The sequence below is a fragment of the Paenibacillus xerothermodurans genome (assembly GCF_002220865.2).
Taxonomy (GTDB): Bacteria; Bacillota; Bacilli; order Paenibacillales; family NBRC-103111; genus Paenibacillus_S; species Paenibacillus_S xerothermodurans.
Genome location: NZ_NHRJ02000001.1, coordinates 658,310 through 680,107 on the forward strand (window position 1 = coordinate 658,310; position 21,798 = coordinate 680,107).

The 21,798-nt window shown below is 53.7% G+C and carries 20 protein-coding genes and 1 other annotated feature; of the genes, 2 read left to right on the top strand and 18 right to left on the bottom strand.

Features of this window, described 5'->3' with window-relative positions:
- Positions 1-109: 109 nt before the first annotated feature.
- Positions 110-235: a hypothetical protein gene (locus CBW46_RS22000; protein WP_279386448.1), complete on the top strand. Its 126-nt coding sequence runs from the start codon at positions 110-112 to the stop codon at positions 233-235.
- Between the two features lie 461 nt (positions 236-696).
- Here the strand turns inward: CBW46_RS22000 and CBW46_RS03010 are convergent, their stop codons facing one another.
- The 4 genes from CBW46_RS03010 to CBW46_RS21605 form a co-directional block, all read right to left on the bottom strand.
- A complete protein-coding gene (locus CBW46_RS03010) occupies positions 697-3,321 on the bottom strand; it encodes a DNA internalization-related competence protein ComEC/Rec2 (RefSeq protein ID WP_424445809.1) in 2,625 nt (874 codons plus the stop codon).
- 147 nt (positions 3,322-3,468) lie between these two features.
- Complete coding sequence (locus CBW46_RS03015) at positions 3,469-3,981, bottom strand: deoxycytidylate deaminase (protein ID WP_089198520.1); 513 nt, start codon at positions 3,979-3,981, stop codon at positions 3,469-3,471.
- A gap of 11 nt (positions 3,982-3,992) precedes the next feature.
- Complete coding sequence (locus tag CBW46_RS03020; RefSeq protein ID WP_089198521.1) at positions 3,993-5,285, bottom strand: homocysteine synthase; 1,293 nt, start codon at positions 5,283-5,285, stop codon at positions 3,993-3,995.
- Between the two features lie 91 nt (positions 5,286-5,376).
- A complete protein-coding gene (locus CBW46_RS21605) occupies positions 5,377-6,216 on the bottom strand; it encodes a ComEA family DNA-binding protein (protein WP_243633138.1) in 840 nt (279 codons plus the stop codon).
- 124 nt (positions 6,217-6,340) lie between these two features.
- Here CBW46_RS21605 and comER point away from each other — a divergent pair, with 124 nt between their 5' ends.
- Positions 6,341-7,180 (top strand): late competence protein ComER, encoded by an 840-nt coding sequence (comER, locus tag CBW46_RS03030; RefSeq protein WP_089198522.1) that lies wholly within the window; start codon positions 6,341-6,343, stop codon positions 7,178-7,180.
- Between the two features lie 167 nt (positions 7,181-7,347).
- Here comER and leuS read toward each other — a convergent pair whose 3' ends face one another.
- From leuS to spoVAE, 14 genes are all read right to left on the bottom strand, one after another.
- Entirely contained in the window at positions 7,348-9,798 is a 2,451-nt protein-coding gene (gene leuS, locus CBW46_RS03035; protein ID WP_089198523.1) for a leucine--tRNA ligase, read from the bottom strand.
- A 79-nt stretch (positions 9,799-9,877) separates the two neighbouring features.
- Positions 9,878-10,127, bottom strand: a binding site (T-box leader).
- A gap of 238 nt (positions 10,128-10,365) precedes the next feature.
- A complete protein-coding gene (locus CBW46_RS03040; protein WP_089198673.1) occupies positions 10,366-11,157 on the bottom strand; it encodes a class I SAM-dependent DNA methyltransferase in 792 nt (263 codons plus the stop codon).
- Positions 11,158-11,271: 114 nt separating this feature from the next.
- Positions 11,272-12,165 (bottom strand): CvfB family protein, encoded by an 894-nt coding sequence (locus CBW46_RS03045; protein ID WP_089198524.1) that lies wholly within the window; start codon positions 12,163-12,165, stop codon positions 11,272-11,274.
- Positions 12,162-12,509 (bottom strand): ribosome silencing factor, encoded by a 348-nt coding sequence (gene rsfS, locus CBW46_RS03050; RefSeq protein ID WP_089198525.1) that lies wholly within the window; start codon positions 12,507-12,509, stop codon positions 12,162-12,164. The genes CBW46_RS03045 and rsfS overlap by 4 nt, the downstream gene beginning before the upstream one ends.
- A 31-nt stretch (positions 12,510-12,540) precedes the next feature.
- Positions 12,541-13,119, bottom strand: a complete 579-nt coding sequence (gene yqeK, locus CBW46_RS03055) for a bis(5'-nucleosyl)-tetraphosphatase (symmetrical) YqeK (RefSeq protein WP_089198526.1) — start codon at positions 13,117-13,119, stop codon at positions 12,541-12,543.
- Positions 13,109-13,696, bottom strand: a complete 588-nt coding sequence (locus tag CBW46_RS03060; protein WP_089198674.1) for a nicotinate-nucleotide adenylyltransferase — start codon at positions 13,694-13,696, stop codon at positions 13,109-13,111. Before CBW46_RS03060 ends, yqeK begins: the two co-directional genes overlap by 11 nt.
- A gap of 34 nt (positions 13,697-13,730) precedes the next feature.
- The gene (yhbY, locus tag CBW46_RS03065; protein WP_089198527.1) at positions 13,731-14,021 is read right to left on the bottom strand and encodes a ribosome assembly RNA-binding protein YhbY; all 291 of its coding nucleotides are present in this window, start codon (positions 14,019-14,021) and stop codon (positions 13,731-13,733) included.
- Between the two features lie 131 nt (positions 14,022-14,152).
- Positions 14,153-15,010, bottom strand: coding sequence for a shikimate dehydrogenase (locus CBW46_RS03070; RefSeq protein WP_089198528.1), 858 nt, complete (start codon positions 15,008-15,010; stop codon positions 14,153-14,155).
- Positions 15,011-15,036: 26 nt separating this feature from the next.
- On the bottom strand, positions 15,037-16,158 hold the full coding sequence (gene yqeH / locus CBW46_RS03075; RefSeq protein ID WP_089198529.1) for a ribosome biogenesis GTPase YqeH: 1,122 nt from the start codon (positions 16,156-16,158) through the stop codon (positions 15,037-15,039).
- Positions 16,159-16,165: 7 nt separating this feature from the next.
- Complete coding sequence (locus CBW46_RS03080; RefSeq protein ID WP_089198675.1) at positions 16,166-16,663, bottom strand: YqeG family HAD IIIA-type phosphatase; 498 nt, start codon at positions 16,661-16,663, stop codon at positions 16,166-16,168.
- A 104-nt stretch (positions 16,664-16,767) separates the two neighbouring features.
- Positions 16,768-19,002, bottom strand: a complete 2,235-nt coding sequence (locus CBW46_RS03085) for a transglutaminase TgpA family protein (protein ID WP_089198530.1) — start codon at positions 19,000-19,002, stop codon at positions 16,768-16,770.
- Entirely contained in the window at positions 18,999-20,246 is a 1,248-nt protein-coding gene (locus CBW46_RS03090; protein ID WP_089198531.1) for a DUF58 domain-containing protein, read from the bottom strand. Before CBW46_RS03090 ends, CBW46_RS03085 begins: the two co-directional genes overlap by 4 nt.
- Positions 20,247-20,248: 2 nt before the next feature.
- The gene (locus CBW46_RS03095; RefSeq protein ID WP_089198532.1) at positions 20,249-21,208 is read right to left on the bottom strand and encodes an AAA family ATPase; all 960 of its coding nucleotides are present in this window, start codon (positions 21,206-21,208) and stop codon (positions 20,249-20,251) included.
- 229 nt (positions 21,209-21,437) lie between these two features.
- A complete protein-coding gene (gene spoVAE / locus CBW46_RS03100) occupies positions 21,438-21,788 on the bottom strand; it encodes a stage V sporulation protein AE (protein WP_089198676.1) in 351 nt (116 codons plus the stop codon).
- Positions 21,789-21,798 lie beyond the last annotated feature (10 nt).

Below are 21,798 nucleotides of genomic sequence, written 5' to 3' on the forward strand. Positions count from 1 at the left end.
GAGTGCTTGGCACATGAAAATGAATACGCATTCATTCAACCAAAGTATATTTTAAATTCACCGTCCTGTCTACCATTATATTGAAGTTGCCGCAGGAAGAAAACGCGACATGTCAGGTGACGACAGGCGTTTGGTGCGGCACGCATCGTGCCAAGAAATACGGATGGCCGGCGTAGGTGCAGCAGCTCAGCGGCTGTGGAGTTACCAGCTTGTGACCGCCCAGTTGGGCACGTGAAAGGCGGTGGCGAACAACCATGCACACGGGAACATTGCAACCGAGCCGCTCATGCAAGGGCGCCGTAGCTCAGGTCATGGGCTAGGCGGGACTAGCAGCGTGGCAAGAAGTAGGAGACGCCGGTATGTTTGGTCATACCGAGGGACCTATGCATTACCAAGCAACACAGCCGCCGCCGAGACAGGCGAACCCGCCATCCGGCTGGGGCTGGCGAACACACGCGGAGTGGCACACTTTCCCACAGAGGTCCGAGCTTGTGTCCAAACAGGCCGAGACAGGCGAACCCGCCATCCGGCTCGGGCTGGCGAACACACGGAGTGCACACTTTCGCACAGAGGTGCGAGCTGGTGTCCAACAGGCCGATGGCAGGCGAACCCGCCATCTGGCTCGGGCTGGCGAACACACGCGGAGTGACACACTTTCGCACAAGAGGTCCGAGTTTGTTGTCCCCCAGCGGATGACTAGCCGAGCGGCTGGGTGGGTCTATCCGACAGTTTGGTACGTATGCGAATTGTACCGTCCCGTATCCGCATCTGAACCTCCCCATGCAGATCGGTACGCAAAACTTCCATTTCCCGCTGCTCCAAGCGATCCACCACCTGAGGGCTCGGATGCCCATACGTATTGTGTGCCCCAACTGACATGACCGCAACGCTCGGCCGCCAGAAGTCCAGCCATTGCGCGCTTGAAGACGTTTTGCTGCCATGGTGAGCCACCTTCAGCACATCCACCTGCCGCTGCTGAGTCTGCGTCTGCTCTCGCTGCGCTGCTGCGGGCTGACTGGCCTGGGCAGCAGCCTTCGGCTGGGCTTCATCGTTCGCAAGCGCATGTATTATGCTTGCTTCAGCGGCTTGATCTATGTCGCCAGTAAACAGAAACCGCGTTCCCAACATTTCCATCAGGAAAACAACCGATGCCTCGTTCTGCTCCTGTTCCGACCGCAGCGCTCCCGTGGGATCCGCCTGCTGCGGATGCAGTATATGCAAGGTCGTGTGCCGGTCTGCCACCAGCGTGTCACCGGCGAACGCTTTGACCAATTTCACCTGTTTATCCAGTGCGGTTTGAAACAATTGCTCTACACGGGCACCCGGCTTAAAAGTACCGTTAAAGACTAGATGTTTGACCGGTATTTGTTCTAGCACAGCCTGGAGCCCTCCGATATGGTCCGTGTCTTGATGGGTAACAATCATGTAATCAATTGTCTGCACCCCGCGCTTCTTCAGCAGCGGCACCAGAAGCTTACGCCCGACCTCATACGGATCCCTGCGCTGCTTCCATTCGTCACCCGGTTTGCGAAAGGTCAACGTACCGCCACCGTCTATCAAGATCACACTTTCACTCTGCGGGCTTCGGATTAAGACGCTGTCCCCCTGCCCTACGTCAATGAAGTCGACCCGACCGTCGTGCTGCCACAGATTCTCAGACGTATAACCGTACCCTAGCAGGATCAGCAGCACCAGTACCGACATAGGGGCCCGCACTTGCAGCCATACTGCCCGCCAGCGCTCAATCTGGGGATTAATGCGTGCCGGCAGATTGAGCATCGGCCCCGCTGTGCCTTTCCTCTGTGCCTGCGACCGCAGCAGCCCCCAGACGATGGCTGTGCAGACCAAATAGTAGGCAATCATCCACTCTATGCCGGGGCTTGGCCAAATCGTTTGGAATATCCCCCAACCGCTGGTCACTTCGACCAACGCAAAAATCCAACTATTCAGCTCTGCAATCAGCCACGCGAGTGCCTTTCCTGCAGGGATGTACACTAGACCGACAATCAGAGCGGCGGTGCCAGCAGGCATTGTCACTAGGCTGAACACGGGCACCAGGCATAAATTAGCTGCCAGCGATAGAAGTGAGAATTGGTTGAAGTAATAAATCGACACCGGAAAGGACACACATTGCGCAACAAGTGTGATGGACAAAGCGTTTTTCCACGTTTGGGATCGCAGCGGGAGCAGCTTATTGACTGCAGGGACACCCAAAATCAATCCAATCGTCACTAAGAAGGAAAGTTGAAAACTTACGTCCATCAAGTAATATGGCTCCCAAATCAGCATCACCAAGCCCACCAACAGCACAGTATGCAGCCCATCCTTCAAAATGTGGCGGTATGCGGCATAGAGCGCAATTATCGCCATCAGCCCAGCCCGCACAATCGACGGAGATGCCCCTGTCACCGCGATATAAACAGGCAGTAGTGCCATGGCCGTGACCAAATAAGTTTCCCGCGTAAAACCAAACCTTCGCATGAGCCACAGCAAGCATGCCAGAAATATCGCCACATTTAAGCCCGACACAGCCAAAATATGAGTCAGTCCGAGTTGCGAAAACCGTTGAAACTGCGCGGGGTCCATATCGTCCGTGAGTCCGATCAGCATGCTTTGCATGAAACCGGCCTGCTCCTGTGGAAAAATCGACGCGATGCCGTCGGCAAGAAACGCGCGAAACCGATCGTTCCAACGCAACACGTCGAGCAAGCTCCATGCCTGGGAAGACAGCGGCTCGACGTTGTTTATACCTTTCACGGCGAATTGCCAGTGGATGTGCTGCAGACGCAAATAATTGCGGTAATCGAACCCGCCGAAATTGCGCGCCGTCTCCGGCTGCTTCAACACTCCTGTCAGTCGTAGCCGATCCGCTCGCTGCCAATTGAACGCTGCAGCCTGCTCCGCCTCGGTCAGCAGCTTCACAGATACAGCTAACAGCTCACCGTCGTGGTTATCGGATCGGAAAGTAAAAGCCGCTTTATCGCCGTCCACCTCGACCCTCGTGGTAATAACGCCTTCCACCACAGTAGTGTTATTTGCCGCATTTGCCGCTCCAGAAGCTGCGAACGCGTTGAGGATGAGTTTAGTTTGATTATTCGCGTCATATTCCTTGAAATAGCACGCTGCAATCAGCATGACAAGCAGCCCACAAGTGTAGGCTTTGCCCGGTATGTTTAGCATCCACACCAGAACAGCGCCTATCCCGGCGATAAGGGCAACGTACAAAGATAGCCAATTCCACTCATACGAGTAAGCCAACGCGTACCCTGCAGCCCATAACAGCGCAAACGTCACCACCGGCCTACGAGTCACGGGTCCCATTCACTCCTTTCTGGGTTCATAGACAACAGAAAAGAACCTCCTGCCGCTGAAGAGCGGCAAGAGGTTCTTCCTCTTGCGATACAAAGCTTCGCTTGTTAATGTTCCGGATTTCTCGGTAACGGCCTAGTGACCGTGCATTCGCAGTGCTTAATGCTGCGCTGCCGACAGCGTGCCTGCCGGGGGCTCATACGAGTCCAGATGTCTGATAATAATTCCTTTTAGCTCCATCAACGTTGCCACTTTCTCGCTGTCCTTAGGATAAGGTCGATGATAGACAATTTCCGAGATCCCGCTGTTAGCGAGCATGTTGGCGCATGTCCAGCACGGCTGGTCTGTCACATAAACTATGGAGTGCTCGCGATCCTTAGGATCCGTAAACAGAAGCAGGTTCTGCTCGGCGTGGATCGTGCGGATGCAGCGCTGCTTCTTCACTACCTGCAAAGCGCCCTCTCGTTCGTCCAGCTCATATTCCTCCACCAGCATACATCCTGCTTCGGAGCAATCCGGCACACCCATTGGCGCTCCGTTATAGGCCGCTCCCAACAGTTTTTTACCTTGCACCAGCACCGCCCCGACATGTCGGCGATTGCAGCGTGAACGGGTGGACGCCATGTAGGCCATATCCAGGAAGTACGTGTCCCAATCTTTGCGGGTCGTCATAGCGAGCTCGACTACTTCTGGCTGGCTTCGATCGCCTGATTCAAGTCAAAGAGTATGTCTTCGATCGACTCGGTACCTATGGACAAGCGTATCATACCGGGACTAACGCCCGCCGCCTGCTGTTCCTGCTCGTTCAATTGTTGATGCGTCGTGCTTGCCGGATGGATGATCAGAGACTTCGAATCGCCGACATTAGCTAAGTGGGAGAATAACTTCACGTTATTGATCACCTTGCGGCCGGCCTCCATGCCGCCTTTGATGCCAAATGTCATGATGGCACCCGCGCCCTTCGGCAGATATTTTTGGGCAAGCTCATACGAAGCATGGCTTGGCAGGCCGGCGTAGCTCACCCACTCCACAGCCTCGTGGGCTTCCAGGAACTGCGCCACACTCAGAGCGTTGGAGCTGTGACGTTCCATACGCAGATGAAGTGTCTCCAAACCCTGCAGGAGCTGGAATGAGTTAAATGGCGAGATGGAAGCTCCCATGTCGCGGAGAAGCTGTACTCTTGCCTTGATGATATACGCAATCGGACCAACCGCATCTGTGTAAACCACACCATGATAGCTTGGGTCCGGTTCTGTCAAACCAGGGAATTTGCCGCTTGCCTTCCAGTCGAATGTTCCGCCGTCGACAATCACGCCACCGATCGAAGTTCCGTGACCGCCAATGAACTTGGTCGCCGAATGAACGACGATATCCGCACCATGTTCGATCGGTCTGCACAGATAAGGGCTTGGGAACGTGTTATCCACGATCAACGGAATACCGTGTTCATGAGCGATCGCTGCCACCGCCGCGACGTCGAGTACATCCCCTTTCGGGTTTCCGATGGTTTCGGCGTACAACGCCTTGGTCTTATCGGTAATTGCTTTGCGGAAATTTTCAGGATCGGACGGATCAACGAACGCTACTTTAATTCCGAGCTTAGGCAGCGTGGTCGAAAACAGATTATAGGTACCGCCATACAAGCTGGCTGCCGAAACAACCTCATCCCCCGCACCGGCGATATTTAACAGCGAATATGTTATCGCCGCCTGACCGGACGCGGTCGCTAGTGCTGCCGGAGCGCCTTCCAACGCTGCAACCCTTTTCTCGAAAACGTCTGTTGTAGGGTTCATCAACCGGGTATAGATGTTGCCGAATTCTTTCAGTGCAAATAAATTAGCGGCATGATCCGTATCACGGAAGCCGTATGAGGTTGTTTGGTACAAAGGCACAGCCCGAGACATGGTGGTCGGGTCGATTTCTTGGCCCGCGTGCACAGCCAACGTTTCAAGTCCTAGTTTACGTTCTTCAGACATGGAAATAAATTCCTCCCTAATATAGAAAAAATGAATAATGGCTATATCTTATATATTTTCGCACATTCATAATGAAAACGGAAGTGCCGGATCAGTTTTTCGCGTCAAGCGTAAGATATGGTTTCATTTTAGCCAAAACTTTGTCACCGATTCCTTTCACCTCCAACAGCTGCTCAACCGAATGAAACTGCCCGCCGACCTGCTCGCGGTAGGCTATGATTGCGTTAGCTTTGCTCTCGCCGATGCCGGGAAGGTCCATCAGCTGCTGCATCGTGGCAGTGTTTAGCGGTATCTTTCCGCCAGCTTCCTCCGGCTTCCCACTGCCCGCGGCTGTAGAAGCCGGGCCCTGGCCCGCTGGATTTGCTGATTCGGGTGCAGCAGGTGCCCCACCGGGTATCGTGGTGGCCATAGCAGATGCCGCGGGGCCAGATGCGGAGTCGGAGGCAGACGAAGCGCCGGCCGCCGACCGGCCGCCGGGCGCAGTGTGGCCCGCGGATGCAGCACCTGCCGGCGCAGAATCGGCAGCAGCTCGCGATAGCTGTGCTTCCGCCGGTAGAGCTTGTTGTGACGCTGCGGACTGTTGCGGCGCTGCCGCCTGCTGGCTGTCGCCGGTGGGCGTCGTCTCTGCCCCCGGTGACGGATTGTCCTCTGCCGGTTCAGCCTGCCGCCGTGCCGCTTCAGGATCGCCGCTCCGTACGGACTCGCCGTGCTCTGCAGAGCTTCTCAGAGCATCGCTGCCCGACTGTCCCGCCTTTTGTGCAGCCTGCTCCTGCAGCAGCCGCCTCATTTCGAGATCGGCCGATCTCCATTCGGATGCAGCCTCCGTGGTGCGGTCCCACACGCTGTATCCGAGCCAACCGCCGACCAGAAGCACCGCACACACGCTATGCAAAGCACCCCTTGCGCCCAGACCTCGCACGAAATTTAACATAATTCTCCCTCCGTTCAATTAGTGAACTCAAACATACATGCACTGTTTTGCAGAAAAAAGTACATAATCCCGTTGCGGTACTCATAGCTATTAAGAAGGAATTTATTCACAGGGAGGGATAGCCATGAGAGTTGGATTTATCGGCACGGGAAGCATGGGCAGTATCCTCATCGAAGCATTTATCCAATCCGGAGCGCTTAGCCCGGATGACTTAATTGTGACGAACCGTACCATAGCTAAAGCGGAACGACTGGCGGCGACTTATCCAGGGCTACTGGTGGTCAAGTCCAATGCAGATGTTATCCGGGATAGTGAAATTATTTTTATATGCGTGAAGCCTGCTGAATATAAATCTGTCGTCGACGATATACAGGGCGGGATCGATGCGGCGCAGATCATTGTATCCATCACGAGTCCCGTGTTAATTCAACATTTGGAAGCGCTGCTGCCTTGCAAAATTGCCAAAATCATACCGAGCATCACAAACTTTGTCTTAAGTGGCGCGACCTTGTGCGTTTATAGTGACCGGATGGCGGACGAGGATATCGAGCGGCTCGAAAACCTGCTTTCCCACATTAGCGCACCGATCAGGATTTCTGAGGAACACACACGTATTTCGTCCGATCTCACCAGCTGCGGGCCAGCTTTTTTGGCATTTTTCATTCAGAAATTCGTGGACGCCGCCGTAGAAAAAACCGGTATATCTGAAGAGCAGGCCACCCAATTAGCGAGCGAAATGGTACTCGGAACGGGAAAACTGCTGACGACCGGAGGATTTAATCCCGCCGCCTTGCAAAAGCGAGTCGCCGTGCCGGGAGGTATCACAGAGACAGCACTCCGCATAATGCAAAAAGAGCTGTGCGGATTGTTTAACAACCTGATCCACACAACTCATGCCAAATACGAAGAAGATTTGGAAAAGGTGTCATCACGGTTTTTCGATGCAAAAGGTCAAATAACGTGATGCTTTCACGTCTTTTCCTATGAACCGCGCTGCAGCTGCCGCAGAGCGGTTATTTGTTAGAAGCAAGCCATTAAGATTACTCACGGTCACAGCCGAGTTCCAGATGCATAGCTGCTCCCCACTTATGTTGCTTTTTCCCGGGACAGCGAGACGCAGCCGATGTTACATTAACCGACAACAATGTTGACCAGCTTGCCTTTTACCGCAATCACCTTGCGTACGCTTTTCCCGGCCATCGCTTCCTTCACTTTATCCATGCCCATGGCGAGCTCTTGCAGCGCGGCTTCATCAGCGTCCTTGGCCACCATCGCCCGTTCTACAATTTTACCGTTCACCTGTATGACGATTTCGACCTCATTGTCCACAGTCCAAGCCTCGCCGTAGACCGGCCATGGCTCATAGGTTATGGTTTCATTATGCCCGAGCTTCTGCCACAACTCCTCGGCAATATGTGGAGCGATTGGCGACAGCATCTGCACAAAATGCTCGACAGCCTGCTTTGGCAGCTTATCCGTTTTGTATGCTTCATTGATAAAGATCATCAACTGGCTGATCGCCGTGTTAAAGCGCAGCGCATCGAAATCCTCTGTCACTTTCTTGATGGTGCGGTGCCATGTGCGCTTGAACGTATCGCTGCCCGCTGTCTCGTCGGTGCTAACTTTGGCGCTCAATTGCCCGTCTTCGCCAACGAACAACCGCCAAATCCGGTTCAAGAAGCGGAACGCTCCCTCAACGCCGTTCACATTCCAAGGCTTTGTGGCCTCCAGCGGCCCCATGAACATTTCATACATACGCAGTGTATCTCCGCCATATTCGTTCACGATCACATCCGGATTTATAACGTTACCGCGCGATTTACTCATTTTTTCGTTGTTTTCACCGAGAATCATCCCTTGGTTCACCAGCTTATGGAACGGCTCTTTGGTGTCTACCACACCGAGATCGTACAATACCTTGTGCCAGAATCGGGCATAGAGCAGGTGAAGTACGGCATGCTCAGCCCCTCCGATATATAGATCGACCGGCAGCCACCGCTGCTGAAGCTCCTTGGAGCACAACTCTTCACTATTGTCAGGATTGATAAAGCGCAGGTAGTACCAGCAGCTGCCCGCCCACTGCGGCATCGTATTGGTTTCGCGGCGTGCTTTCATACCGGTTTCCGGGTCAACGGTTTCCACCCATTCCTTTACGTTAGCCAAAGGCGATTCACCTGTGCCTGACGGCGCGATATGATCCACATCCGGCAGCAGCAAAGGCAGTTGGTCCTCGGGTACGGTTTTCATCGTCCCGTCTTCCAGATGCAAAATCGGAATCGGTTCACCCCAATAGCGCTGACGGCTGAACAGCCAGTCACGCAGACGGTAGGTGACTTTCCCGTGGCCCTTGCCGTTCGCTTCCAGCCATTCGATCATCGCCGCAATAGCTTGCTCATTGTTCATTCCGTTGAGCCGTTCAGAATTAATATGCGCACCGTCACCGGCATACGCTTCCTTCGTGACGTCTCCTCCCTGCACGACCTCGACGATCGGCAGGTTGAACTTCTGTGCAAACTCCCAGTCCCGCTGGTCATGTGCAGGCACGGCCATGATCGCGCCAGTGCCGTAACCGGCCAATACATAATCTGCGACCCAAATCGGAGTTCTTGCTCCGTTGACCGGGTTAATTGCATAGGCTCCGGTGAAAACGCCGGTCTTATCCTTCGCCAGGTCCGTCCGTTCCAGATCGCTCTTGCGTGCGGCCTTCTCCTGATATTCCTTGACCGCGCCCGCCTGTTCGGCGGTGGTGATACGTTCGACAAGTTCATGCTCAGGCGCGATAACGCAGTATGTCGCTCCAAACAGCGTATCCGGCCGGGTGGTGAACACTTTCAGGCTCGCACCCTCCATGCCCTCGATTGGAAATTCCACTTCAGCGCCCTTGGATTTGCCGATCCAGTTACGCTGCATATCCTTGATCGATTCGGCCCAATCCACCTCTTCTAAATCGTCCAATAGCCGATCCGCATACGCGGTGATGCGGAGCATCCATTGGCGCATCGGCTTACGGATAACCGGATGCCCTCCGCGTTCGCTGACCCCGTCGATAACTTCCTCATTGGCCAGCACTGTGCCCAACGCTGGACACCAGTTGACCGGTGCCTCATCCACATAGGCAAGACCTCGCTTGTACAATTGGATGAAAATCCATTGAGTCCATTTGTAATATTCAGGATCCGTTGTGCTGATTTCCCGATCCCAGTCGTAAGAGAAGCCGAGCGACTTAATCTGACGCCGAAAATTGTCAATGTTTTTGAATGTAATATCTCTCGGGTGCTGTCCTGTGTCGAGCGCGTGCTGTTCCGCAGGCAGCCCGAACGCGTCCCAGCCCATGGGATGCAGCACGTCGTAGCCGCGCATTCTTTTGTAGCGCGAAACGATATCCGTTGCAGTGTAACCCTCCGGATGACCTACGTGCAGACCTGCACCGGACGGATACGGGAACATATCCAAGGCATAAAACTTCGGCTTGCTCTCGTCGTTCAACACCTTAAATGTTTTATGTTTATCCCAATAGGCCTGCCATTTCGGTTCAACAACCTGCGGATTGTATCCCTGTTGCTCTTTTGCTTCCTCTGTCATTTCATAGTGCCTCCTTCATCGTGAGCAGTGCTAGTGCCTCGCTGCAAAAATAAAAAAGCCTCTCATCGCTAGCGCAACGGCTAGGGACGAGAGGCATGCTTCCCGTGGTACCACCCTAGTTAACAGCGGGTATGCTTTACCCGTGTTCACTCTTCCCCTTAACGCGGGGGCTACGATCAGGCTAAAGCCATGCGGATTACGTTTCTGCTATGACTGTCACCCTCTGGCTCCAAGATGAGTTCGCTCTCCCTAATGTACCAGCTCGCACCGAATCGCTGGCTCTCTGAACAATAGGCACAGGAGTTACTACTTCTTTTCACTGCCGTTGGCCATGATATAAAGCGATTATATGTAAAAAGAGGCAGCCATGTCAAGTCTCCGCCCCGACCATACCGATTAAGCCGAGCATAAAATGGAAAAACTGTGAGTACAGCAGACCTGCGAGCTGAAACTAAAAGGTTGGAGGTGAACCGACTTGAGAGGAATCGTGAATGGTATGGCGTTGTCCCTACCGCTTTGGGGAATCATCCTAAGCACTGCGCGTCTGTTGACCAGGCTGTGATCGGGCTACTTTCGTGCAACGAAAAAAGCCCGTTCCGTCATCTCTGTGACAGAACTCCACGTGAAGTCAGCATAGCAGTCGACCTCGCTGAAGCCTGCAGTTCGAAGCTGCGCTTCAACCCATTCCACCGGATACGCACGTTGGCTTTGAAACTCCTCGACTCTCCGGAACCGTTCTGCTCCCGAGCCTGTGCTCTCCGGTGCATCCTTTGTTTCTTTTACAAATATAGTTAACGCATGCTCGATTTCACAACGCTCGGCATCCAATTCACTGGTCCAAATATACGCGATATCATCGTCATTCAGAAAAAACGGCTGCTCTTTCGCATAAGTTCTCAGCTGATGGGGCGTATGCATGTCAAACACGAACAGGCCCTTCTCCTCCAACCCTCGGTAAGCTTGGACAAAGGCCTGTATTACCTCGTCCTCCTCCAGCAAATAGTTGAAGCAGTCGCACAAAGAAATCACCGCGTCAACAGGCTCGATCAAATTCCAGTCCCGCAAATCCTGCTGCAGCCAAGTCACGCTGCCGGTACTTGGAAAAGGCTCAGTGCGCCCCGCTTCCACCGATTTCCTCTGAGCGACGGCCAGCATATTTTCGGACGAGTCAATTCCAAACACCTCATAGCCTTGCCGCGCGAGCGGAATCGCTATGCTGCCCGTGCCGCAGCCCAAGTCGGCGATCGTCTTCGGTTTACCGTAACGTTCCCAGCACTCACGGAGAAACCCGAGCCATGCATCGTAGGGCATATCCTCCATCAGGCGGTCGTAGTGGTAAGCAAATAATTCATAAGCCAAGCCGTTCAGCATCCTTTTCAGTGAAATAAGAAAACCGGCCTCCTCACCCGCTTCGCTGTGCGCCTTCAACGCATAGCCTGCCATAAGCGAGGACTGCAGCCGGCACGCCTAAGACTATTGTCCGTCATCTCTTTCTTGCGTCAGGTGAGTCCAGCTTCCCTTCTGGTAAACCAAACCTGCCTTCATCAACTTTCCGAGAGCCCGCTTAAATGCAGATTTGCTAATCTGAAACCGCGAGTTGATGACATCCGCGGGAGTCTCATCGGAATATGGCATAGCACCGTTCGGGCGGTCCTTCAGCGCCTTGAGAATTCGTTCCGCATCCTCGTCGCGGCCGATTTGTTTGGGTGGACGCATCGTACAGTTGACATTGCCGTCCTCGCGTACAAAACTGATTCTAACGTCGACGGCTTCCCCCAGGCGGAGCAGGCGCGTACGCTCCGATGGATGAATCATGCCGATCACACCGAAGCCTACCACACCGCCTTCGCAAACTACAAAGGTACCCTTCTGCAAAGGTTTGTATACTCTCGCCCGTACCTCTTTGTTTTTCCAGGAAGCCGGAGCGTCAAAACACAGCGGTCGCAGCTCCTGTTCTCCTGCCAGCTGCGCGAGCAGCCGCCCTTGACGGTCATGCGACAGCGTCACGAACACCTTGTCGCCCACCACCGGCCGAAGCTCGGACAGCTCGGGGAGCTCTTTGAACGGCAGCAGCAAGTTACGGCCTAATCCCATTTCCAAAAAACAGCCGAATCTACGGTGAATGTCCACCACTTCGAGCAGCGCAACTTCACCTAACGTGATAAGCGGCTTCCGCATGGTGGCAGCCAATCGGTCCTCGGTGTCATAGAACAAAAAGACCTCAACCTCATCGCCGATCTCGATCTCACCGACAATTTCACTGTAATGCAGAAGCACTTCCTGCCGTCCGTCCGACACGTAATACCCGTTCGGCGAAACCTCCCTGACCACTTCCAGCGGGATCATGTTTCCCGCTACCAAGCTCATACCCGTTCCACTACTTTCGCATCCGTCCAAAGACGTTCGATGTTATAAAATTCCCGGTCATCACGATGGAATACATGAACGACAACATCGCCGAGGTCGACGAGCACCCAACGCGCCGTGTCCATACCTTCCAAACCGCGCATTTGAACGCCCCGTTCCTCCGCCCGCTTACGGACCTCCGTTGCGATGGCCTGCACCTGCGTCTCAGAGTTCCCATGGCAAATAATGAAATAATCAGCTATCAGGGAAACGCCCTGCAAGTTCAGGGTGACCACGTTCATCGCCTTTTTGTCCTCAGCCGCGTCAACTGCCAGGGCCATCAATTCATCCGGGGTTACACTCATTCAATTTCCTCCTTCAAGGCAAGTATAATATTTAAAATTGCTGTGTTTGATTTAATTCCTCGATTAAACTGTTTCGGGTTAAGATTGTGAGCGGGTACACTTTTTTACCCTTCTCAAGTAAGAATAGAATCGTACCGTCAAATGCTTTCAGCAATGCTTTCTCTACACTATGTTCGGCGATTTCGCGGATATTATGCACCCCCGGAAAGTCGCGTCCCGGCTCGATATAATCGGCCAAACAGATGATTTTCTCCAGCTTTGTCATGCCTGGTCTGCCCGTGGTGTGATAACGTATTGCGTGCAGCACGTTCTCGTCGTCCACGCCGTAATCCCGCTGTGCGACCACCGCTCCTGCGTGCGCGTGCCACAGCTCCTTGTCATAGTCGAGCAGATCTGCCGGCAAATTGTATTCGCGAATGATATCCCGTTGATCGTTCACCGGCCAATATTTCACGACATCGTGCAGGATGGCAGCAGTGTAAGCTTTGTCCTCCGGCCCGCCAAATCTGCGAGACAGCGCGACCGCCGCTTCCATCACACCCAGGCTGTGCTCCCAACGTTTGCTGGGCATTTGTGTCTTCACTGCGTCGATTAATTGTTTATGATCCATATAATCCGTTCACCTCGATATAAGCATGCACATCATCGGGAACCATATGCCGGATGGATCTGCCTTCCGACTTGCGCTGCCGGATGTTGGTGGACGACAGCTCAATCAGCGGCATGGGCGCCAAGGTAACGGCTGCACGGATTGCCTCAGGCAGCTGTTCGAGATCCAGGACGTAACCCGGGCGCTGCAAACCGACGAAGGAGATGAGGTGCACCAATTCTTCGATTTTATACCATTTGGGCAGATATTCCACCATATCGGCGCCGATAATATAACAAAAATGAATGCTTGGATGATGTTCTCTCAGGTCGTGCACTGTGTCAAATGTGAAAGAAACGCCGCCTTTCCGCAACTCCATATCAAATGGTCGAAAATGCGGCTGATGCCGCACCGCACGGCAGATCATGTCCCATCTTTGCTCCGGACTGGCTATGGGCGCGTGCGGCTTATGCGGCGGAATGTTCGTAGGCAGGAACCATACTTCGCCCAACTCCGCCTGCTCATATGCGCACTGTGCCGCAATCAAGTGGCCAATATGGATCGGATCAAAGGTGCCGCCCATGATTCCAACCTTCATCGTCGCACCCCACTTGTCATCGATTTTCGCCGCTTCAGGGCAGCTCAATAGTTTTACGCTCGCGGGACTCCTTATAAAGCACGATGACTCTGCCTATAACTTGGACGAGCTCTGCACCCGCGCCCTCAGCCAGCTGGCGGCCGACGTCATTGCGGTCCTCGCCGCTGTTGTTCAGTACGGTTACTTTGATCAATTCGCGCACTTCGAGGGCTTCCTCAATGTGACGAATCAAATTGTCATTCACGCCGCCCTTGCCGACTTGAAAAATCGGATTCAAATGATGGGCTTGCGCACGTAAAAATCTTTTTTGTCTGCCTGTGAGCATGTGGTTTGTCCTCTATTCTGATGAATGATGTGCAATGACTTGATGAAAAGATTAGATCTGTTGTCGCGGCGCCTTACCCTCAGCTCCTTCGAGCATGCAAAAAGCCTGAAGACAACACGAAAACACGAGGCCTAGCCGTTAAATGAGGCAAGCACAACGTCGCGCATAGCAGCGGTAGGCGCGGGAGCGCCGGTCCAATATTCAAAAGCGTACGCCCCTTGATATATAAACATGCCCAGACCGCTGTGTATTGTCGCACCGCGCGCTTCGGACTCACGTAAAAATCTGGTAACCAAAGGATTATAAATCAGATCGCTTATGACCATCGTATCACGTACGAGCGAGGTGTCCATAGGTACCTCGCCGACATTAGGATGCATGCCCAGAGATGTGTTATTCACGATCAACGCGGCCTCTGCGGCGACCTCGGCGACGTCAGTCAGCCCAAGACCGGTGGCACCGGTAAACCCGGCCATCGTCTGTGCCAGTTCTTCCGCTTTCTCGCGGGTGCGGTTGGCAAAATAAATATGGGCGACGCCCTCCTTGGCAAGCGCGTAGCCCACTCCCCTCGCCGCACCGCCGGCGCCAATCATCAGCACCTTCTTGCCGCCCAGTTCGATCCCCGTCTCCTCTTTCAGGGAACGGACATAACCGATGCCATCTGTATTGTGCCCAATCAACCGGCCGTTTTCATTCACGATCGTGTTTACCGCCCCTATCGCACGGGCGCCTTCGTCGATCTCATCCAGATAATCCATGACCTCCACTTTATGTGGAATGGTGACGTTCACGCCGCGAAAATGGAGCGCGCGTACCGCGTCAACCGCCGCCTTTAACTTGCCTGGCTGGATATGAAACGCAGCATAAGCAGCGTTAATCCCGGCCACCTCAAAGGCGCGGTTCAGCATGATCGGAGATTTGGAATGGCGGATCGGATCGCCAAACACCCCGAACATGATCGTGCTGCTGTCCAGCCTGTACTTCCCCATCTTTCTCTGCTCCCCCATCGCTCCGTTCAAATAAGTGATTCCCGAACGGCTATCTTTACGCCTTTGGGCGCGTGAATCATAAGATCCGCGCCGGCCACGCTGTTCACTTTCACCCAGCCCAAACCTGATATCGATACGTCATATTGTTTTCCTTTGGGAATACGCATCGGGTGTTTCGTCCACTTGGGGAGGAGCTCCAGATCTTCGCGGCTGGGCGGGGACAACAATTCACCCTTGTGCTCCTCATACAGCTCGTCAGCGCGCTCGAGCTTTGTCCGGTGGGCGGTAATGGCGTTGGACACATAAAATGTGAACGACTGCCGCTCGCCCTGCACAAAATCAAATCTGACCAAGCTGCCGAAAAATACGGTTTGCCGTTCATTCAACTGAAACACAAGCGGTTTGACCGGCCTGTCCGGCATCAGCTTACTCAGATCCCGCTTGCTCACCAGCTCAGTCAAACGATGATGGTACACAATTCCCGGTGTGTCGATGATAAAGCTGCCGTCGTCCAAAGGAATCTTCACAATATCGAGCGTCGTGCCGGGATACTGTGACGTGGTCAGCTCCGCCTCGAGATCGCTGTAGTCCCGAATCAACCGATTGATGAGAGTGGATTTACCGACGTTGGTAGCCCCGACTACATAGATATCGCGGCCGTTTCGGTAGGCGTCAAGCACTTGAAGCACACGTTCAAAGCCTATATTTTGCTTCGCGGAGCACAGCACGACTTCAACAGCCTTTAAGCCGAACTCCTTAGCTTGCCTTTGAACCCAATTCACTATTTTATTGAAGTTGGTCACTTTAGGCAGCAAATCTATTTTGTTCACGCAGAGCACAACCGGATTATCGCCCGCGAAGCGGGGCAAGCCGCTGATCAAGCTCCCCTCGAAATCAAAGATGTCAACGATATTAACGACGAGTGACTTGGTTTGCCCGACCTGGTGCAGCAGTTTGAGGAAATCGTCATGATTCAAGGTGATTCCGGAAGCTTCGTTATAATTTTTTATTCGAAAACAGCGTTGGCAGATGACCGGCGAGCGATTCAACGCCTGTGAAGGCACGTAGCCCAATTTGTCCTTCGCTTCGGTTTGCAGCCTTACGCCGCAGCCCGCACAGCTGATGTGTTCAGAATGTGGTTCTGTCATGTTGTACCTACCTTTTCATCCAAGTTAAAGCGACTTTCTCCAGTGAGCGGTTGATTACTTTTGTGAAAAAACCTTCATCCGCCCGTGCGATCGGGAGTACGAGAATGGTGTACAGTCCCATGCGGTTGCCACCGAGAACATCGGTCATCATTTGATCACCTATCACCACGGTTTGCATCGGCGCCAGCTGCATCAGGGCCAAAGCTTTACGGAAAGCCGCAGTGGTCGGCTTTCTGGCCCGATAAATGAACGGCAACAACAGCGGCTCCGCAAACTTGGTCACCCGCGGTTTATTGTTGTTGGACACAATCACGACCTGAAATCCCAGCTGTCCTACCACCTTCAGCCATTCGAGCAGCTCGGGCGTGGCGAGCGGGGCCTTGGCTCCGACCAAAGTATTGTCAAGATCGGTAATGATCCCGCGTATACCTTGTTCCCAAAGCGCGTGTAGATCAATGTCATAAATCGTGTTCACCTGCAAGCGCGGCAGCAGCTTAGTTATCAAAGAATTCACCTCGAAAGACGTGCTTTTATACGTCAAACTATACCATATCCGGCCTTTTTGTTGCAAAAAAAGACGCTTGACAGAGCCTGTCAAGCAGGACAGTACTAAAACTGGGATCGCAGTTTCTCCACCAGCTTTGCGGTATTGCGCCAATCCTCTTCCGTAATCTCGGCCTGGCTGTATTTCGCTTTCTCAAAGATGGAGAGCACATGCTCCAAATCCGCCGTCAACCACTTGCTTTGCTTGGTCCATCTGGCAACGGCTTCACGCATGGTCTCGTGCTCCATCCGCACGTAGCCTTTTCCCCGGCATATACGCAGCATACGTTCGCATTCGATAATTACCTTTTGCTTGAGCAGCGACGCGCGCCGGCGTTCCATCCGCTCACGTATCAGCTCAACAACCTCAAACCTCCAGCTCAAGAAGGCCGCGAGAGCCGCGAACAACACGGTGACGCCTGCTGCACGTGCCACCGTGCTGCCGGACTCATCCGTCACCGGCATCTCAGCGGCGGTTTCAGGAGCACTTGGCGTCGCCTCCGTCTGGGCGATGGATTCTTCCTGCATCGGTGCGCGAGGCAGTGAAAAACCCGAAGTGGGCTCAAATGGTATCCATCCCCATCCGTTGAAGTACACTTCCACCCAAGAGTGGGCATCCGCGTTTCGGACAGTGTACACCCCGGCGGCGTCCGGATCGATGATGTCCCCATGATCGAAAGCGGCGGCATCCTCCTTTTGCGCCGACGAGCCCGATGCGTACCCCTTCACCCACCGGGCGGGCAATCCATTGGCACGAGCAAGCACCGCCATAGCCGTGGAGTAATAATCACAGTACCCTTCACCGATCTCAAATAGAAACCGATCGACAAAATCACGGCTTTTTCCTTTGCTTAGATCGGGTTTATTGGTGTACGGGTAATTGTCGCGCAAAAATTGTTCGATCGCTTTCGCTTTGTCATAAGGGTTGGCTGACGTCTGCGTGATTTCCAGCGCCAACTGCCGCACCCGCGCCGGAGTGCTGTCCGGCAGCTGCAGATATTGAGCGAATTCAGCTCTGTTTGGCGGTACGAACGGAGCCTTGCGTAAACCTGCTTCATCGATGATAGGCAGTTGAGAGACGAGTGTGTACGACTTGGGATAAGCTGCCGCCCGATGCGAGATCACACGCAGCTCGGATTGTGCCGGAGCCCAGAACAGTGACTCAAACCCGTTTGTACCGCCGTTCAGATCCACTACCTTCTGGGCGTTCATTGCGGCAAATAGTACCGGATACTTCTCGTTCGAGAGCAATGTGACGGTCTGTCGTACCTCCATTGTTTTCAATTGGCTTCCGGACGTCTGGGGATCCGATGGCAGCACCGCGTTCGCTCGCACGCGTGTGACTGTGGGCCGCTTATCGCTGTCGCTGGGTTCCCAGCCTTTGCCGTTGTACAATGCTCTCGTTTCGCCGCGCCAGTAGCTGCGGTACGAAGTGTCAACCGTCATAATCGGCGTGTAATCGAACTCAAAGCTTCCTCCGAGCGCCGAGTCATTGCGGCTGTAGCCGGATGAAGCATCGGTGAATGCGGAGGGTGCGGCAATTTCGATGCCTTTACCCGTTGTGAAATTGACATGCTCTCCGCGGAGATTCCGCCACGCGGTGTAAGGATCGGTGAGCACCGGATTGACCTCCGGCATGACAGCTCCGATGGACAATGTCAGGCAGATAAGAGATATGACCGGCAGGGCAATCGATGCGGGATAATCGGACAAGGACCGCCATGCCGCCGGTGCTTTTTTTCGAAGCTGCTGGAAGTGGACCAATATGAGCAAAAATAGGCCGCAGCCTACGGTGACAGCCACCTGGGGCCACAAGTACACCTGAGAAAATGAATCCCGAATGCACATAGCTAGCACGCTGACGATCATCAACGAATAGATACGCCATTTTTTCGCAACCCACCAGACAACGAAAAAATAAACGATCCACACGGAAAAGCTGAACCATAAGTACGGTGTGAGCTGATACATATTATGAAATAATTGCGATGAAAAAAAACTCGTCAAGGTTATATCATCTATGACGTGATGTGCGATCAGCACACGTGCATTAATCCCGATGATGGCGATTAGATGAAGCACGCCGCGAATTAGCCAATGTACGCGAAGGAGATACTCAAGTACGATTGTCGCAAGCAAAGTAAGCTCAACGATAAGAACTGTCTCCGGCAGCCACACCCCGTCTTCTTTGGCAATCCAGAGCACAAATTGAAGCAGTACCACACCCGCCAGTAAGGCGCTCATCCGCTGCGACCAATCCCGCCACAGCCATCCGCTCCACCATGCAATCGTTTGTCTCATCCGCTGCGACCTCCCAACACCGCGGGCAGCTCCTGCAGCGACGAAACGGCATACCCGCTGACGCCCATCGATTGCAGCTGCCTCAGCCATCTATCCTTATCCGCAGCACCGGCGCACAACCAGAGGTGACACGGATTCAGCTGGAGCTGCCTCAGCCAGCTGAATATAGGAATGATCTGCTCTCCATGCCGAGGGGTGATGATGGCGATGAAGCTGCCCGGCACCAAATTGTGGACCTTTTCCCGCAGCACCTGCCTCAGGCTGTACTCACCATCAACTTCTACCTGAATAAAATGCTGTTGTACCGCTTTATGCTGATTTTGTCCCGGACGCGGTTCTAAATACACATCATCGGCACCCGTGGATACCAGACCGAGGGCCAGGCCATGAGTGGAGCCGTATTGGAACAACGAGGCCGCGACTGATACCGCCAGCTCGAATTGCTCCAAATCACTGTACGCTGCGATTTGGCGATCAAGTACTAAAAAGGTTTTCGGTAATGACTCTCTTTCGAACTCCTTGGACTTCCAAGTACCGGTCTTCGCGGTCGCGTTCCAATGAATCCGAGACAGCCGGTCGCCGTACATATACTCGCGCACGCCGTTGATTTGAGTTGTTTCTCTCACGGCCCTCGTCGTCGTCGAATGGTGGTTGGTGCCTTTCATCATCTGATGGAATTGCTGCCACTCTCGAATCGGGACGATTTGCGGCAGCACAACGATGCGGTGAGGCAGCTGCAGAGTCCCCCGGTGCTCGAACAAGCCGAATATATCCTCCGTCAAACATTCCGTTGTGCCGAATGCGTATGCACCCCTTCGCAGCGGGGGCGTGCGGTACTGCCACTCGCCGCGGCGTCGCCAGTCCGGTATGATCATGGATTCGAAGCTCAGCTCTTTGCCGTTGCGATGGAATAATCGGTCCTTGACAAATATATAAGGCATCGGCCAAATGCCGGGTATTTGCAGCTTGATCGTGACGCCGACTGTACTGCCTGCCTCCAACATACTGCCGGGCTCCGTGTTATGCAACTGACGTGATCCCTGTGTCCGCTTGATGCCGCTCCATTGGCCAAGCAGCAAGTAGATGCTGAGCACGAACACAATCACGAACAGCATGAGAGCAAGCTTCCCGCCCTGAAAAAGCAAGAACCCGAGGCTGCCCAAGAAGCTGCCCAAAACCGCCCAAAACTGCTTGCTCATTTTCGGCACGTGCGTCAACGTTTGTACCACCGTGTCCTTCAGCATACTCACTTCTCCAGCCGTACGGGCACACGGACCTGCTGGAAAACGGATTGCAGAACGGACGGCACGGTTCCACCATCCATCCGCGCCTCAGCCTGCAGTATAATGCGATGCCCCAGAACGAAAGGGGCCAGGAATTTGATATCGTCGGGGATCACGAAGTCGCGCTCCTGAAGCAGCGCATAAGCTTTGGCCGCCTGCACCAGCGCTAACGTAGCGCGTGGACTGGCACCGAGATAAATCGACGGATGCTCCCGGGTTTGCCTGCAAATAGCTACCGCATAACCGGCCACCGCATTCTCCAAATGCACTTCTTTGGCGCGCTGCTGCAGCCGCACGATATGATCCACGTCCGCCACCGGTTCGAGTTGATCCAGCGGATGGGTCACGCTCTGGGAAACGATCAGCCTGGTTTCAGTCGCTTCGTCCGGATAGCCCATGCTGAACTTCATCATGAAGCGGTCCAGCTGAGCTTCGGGCAGCATGTAAGTTCCTTCGAAATCAATCGGATTTTGCGTGGCAAGCATCAAAAACGGTGTGGGCAAATCATGCGTATTGCCGTCCACTGTAATATGGCGTTCTTCCATCGCTTCCAGCAGTGCGGATTGCGTCTTGGTAGTGGCGCGGTTAATTTCATCCGCCAGCAAAATGTTCGTCATGATCGGACCCGGGCGAAAAATGAATACCTCATCTCTGGGGTGATATATGGAAACGCCTGTGATATCTGTTGGGAGTAGATCAGGATTGCACTGTATGCGGCGGAACTGCCCTCGTATTGATTTCGCCAGCGATTTGATCAGCACGGTTTTACCGGTGCCGGGAACATCTTCGAGCAGCACGTGACCGCCTGCGATCATGGCTGTAAGCAGAAGCTTGATTTCGTCCGATTTACCGAGGATACAAGATTCCAAATTCGCCTGAATGCGCTTAAGTATTTGTACATCTTCATTAAGTATGGCCTCCATATTCCTGATCCTCCTTGTGCTATGAGTAGTGAAGCATATAGGACTCCGCTTTTTCTATTCTACAGGATTGAAAAAACTGCGTATACAAGCAAAAATAATGAATTTCTTTGTGCGGACACACATGGACCCATCTGTTTGGCAGTTGAAAAAACTCCGGAGCATGCAGCCCCGGAGCGCGAGAAAACTGTCTGTTATCATAAGACGCTGAAAAATAGAAAATGTTACCGACTCAACCGCGCGGCCTGCATATCAACGCCGCCAAGAAGGAGAAAATGATGGCCGAGGAGATCCCTGCGCTTGTGATCTCGAGAATGCCTGTAATGATGCCGATCGGCCCATACAAGTGCAGCTCCTGCAGCGCGCCATGGACGAGGGCATTACCAAAGTTCGTGATCGGCACAGTGGCGCCCGCCCCAGCGAACTTAACAAGCGGATCATACAGTCCCAGCCCGTCGACGATGGCGCCCACGACCACCAGCGTAGACATTGTGTGTGCCGGAGTCATTCTGCCGATATCCATCATCAATTGCCCGATAACGCAGATCGCTCCGCCAACGACAAAAGCCCAAACAAACTGCATCAAGACGTCA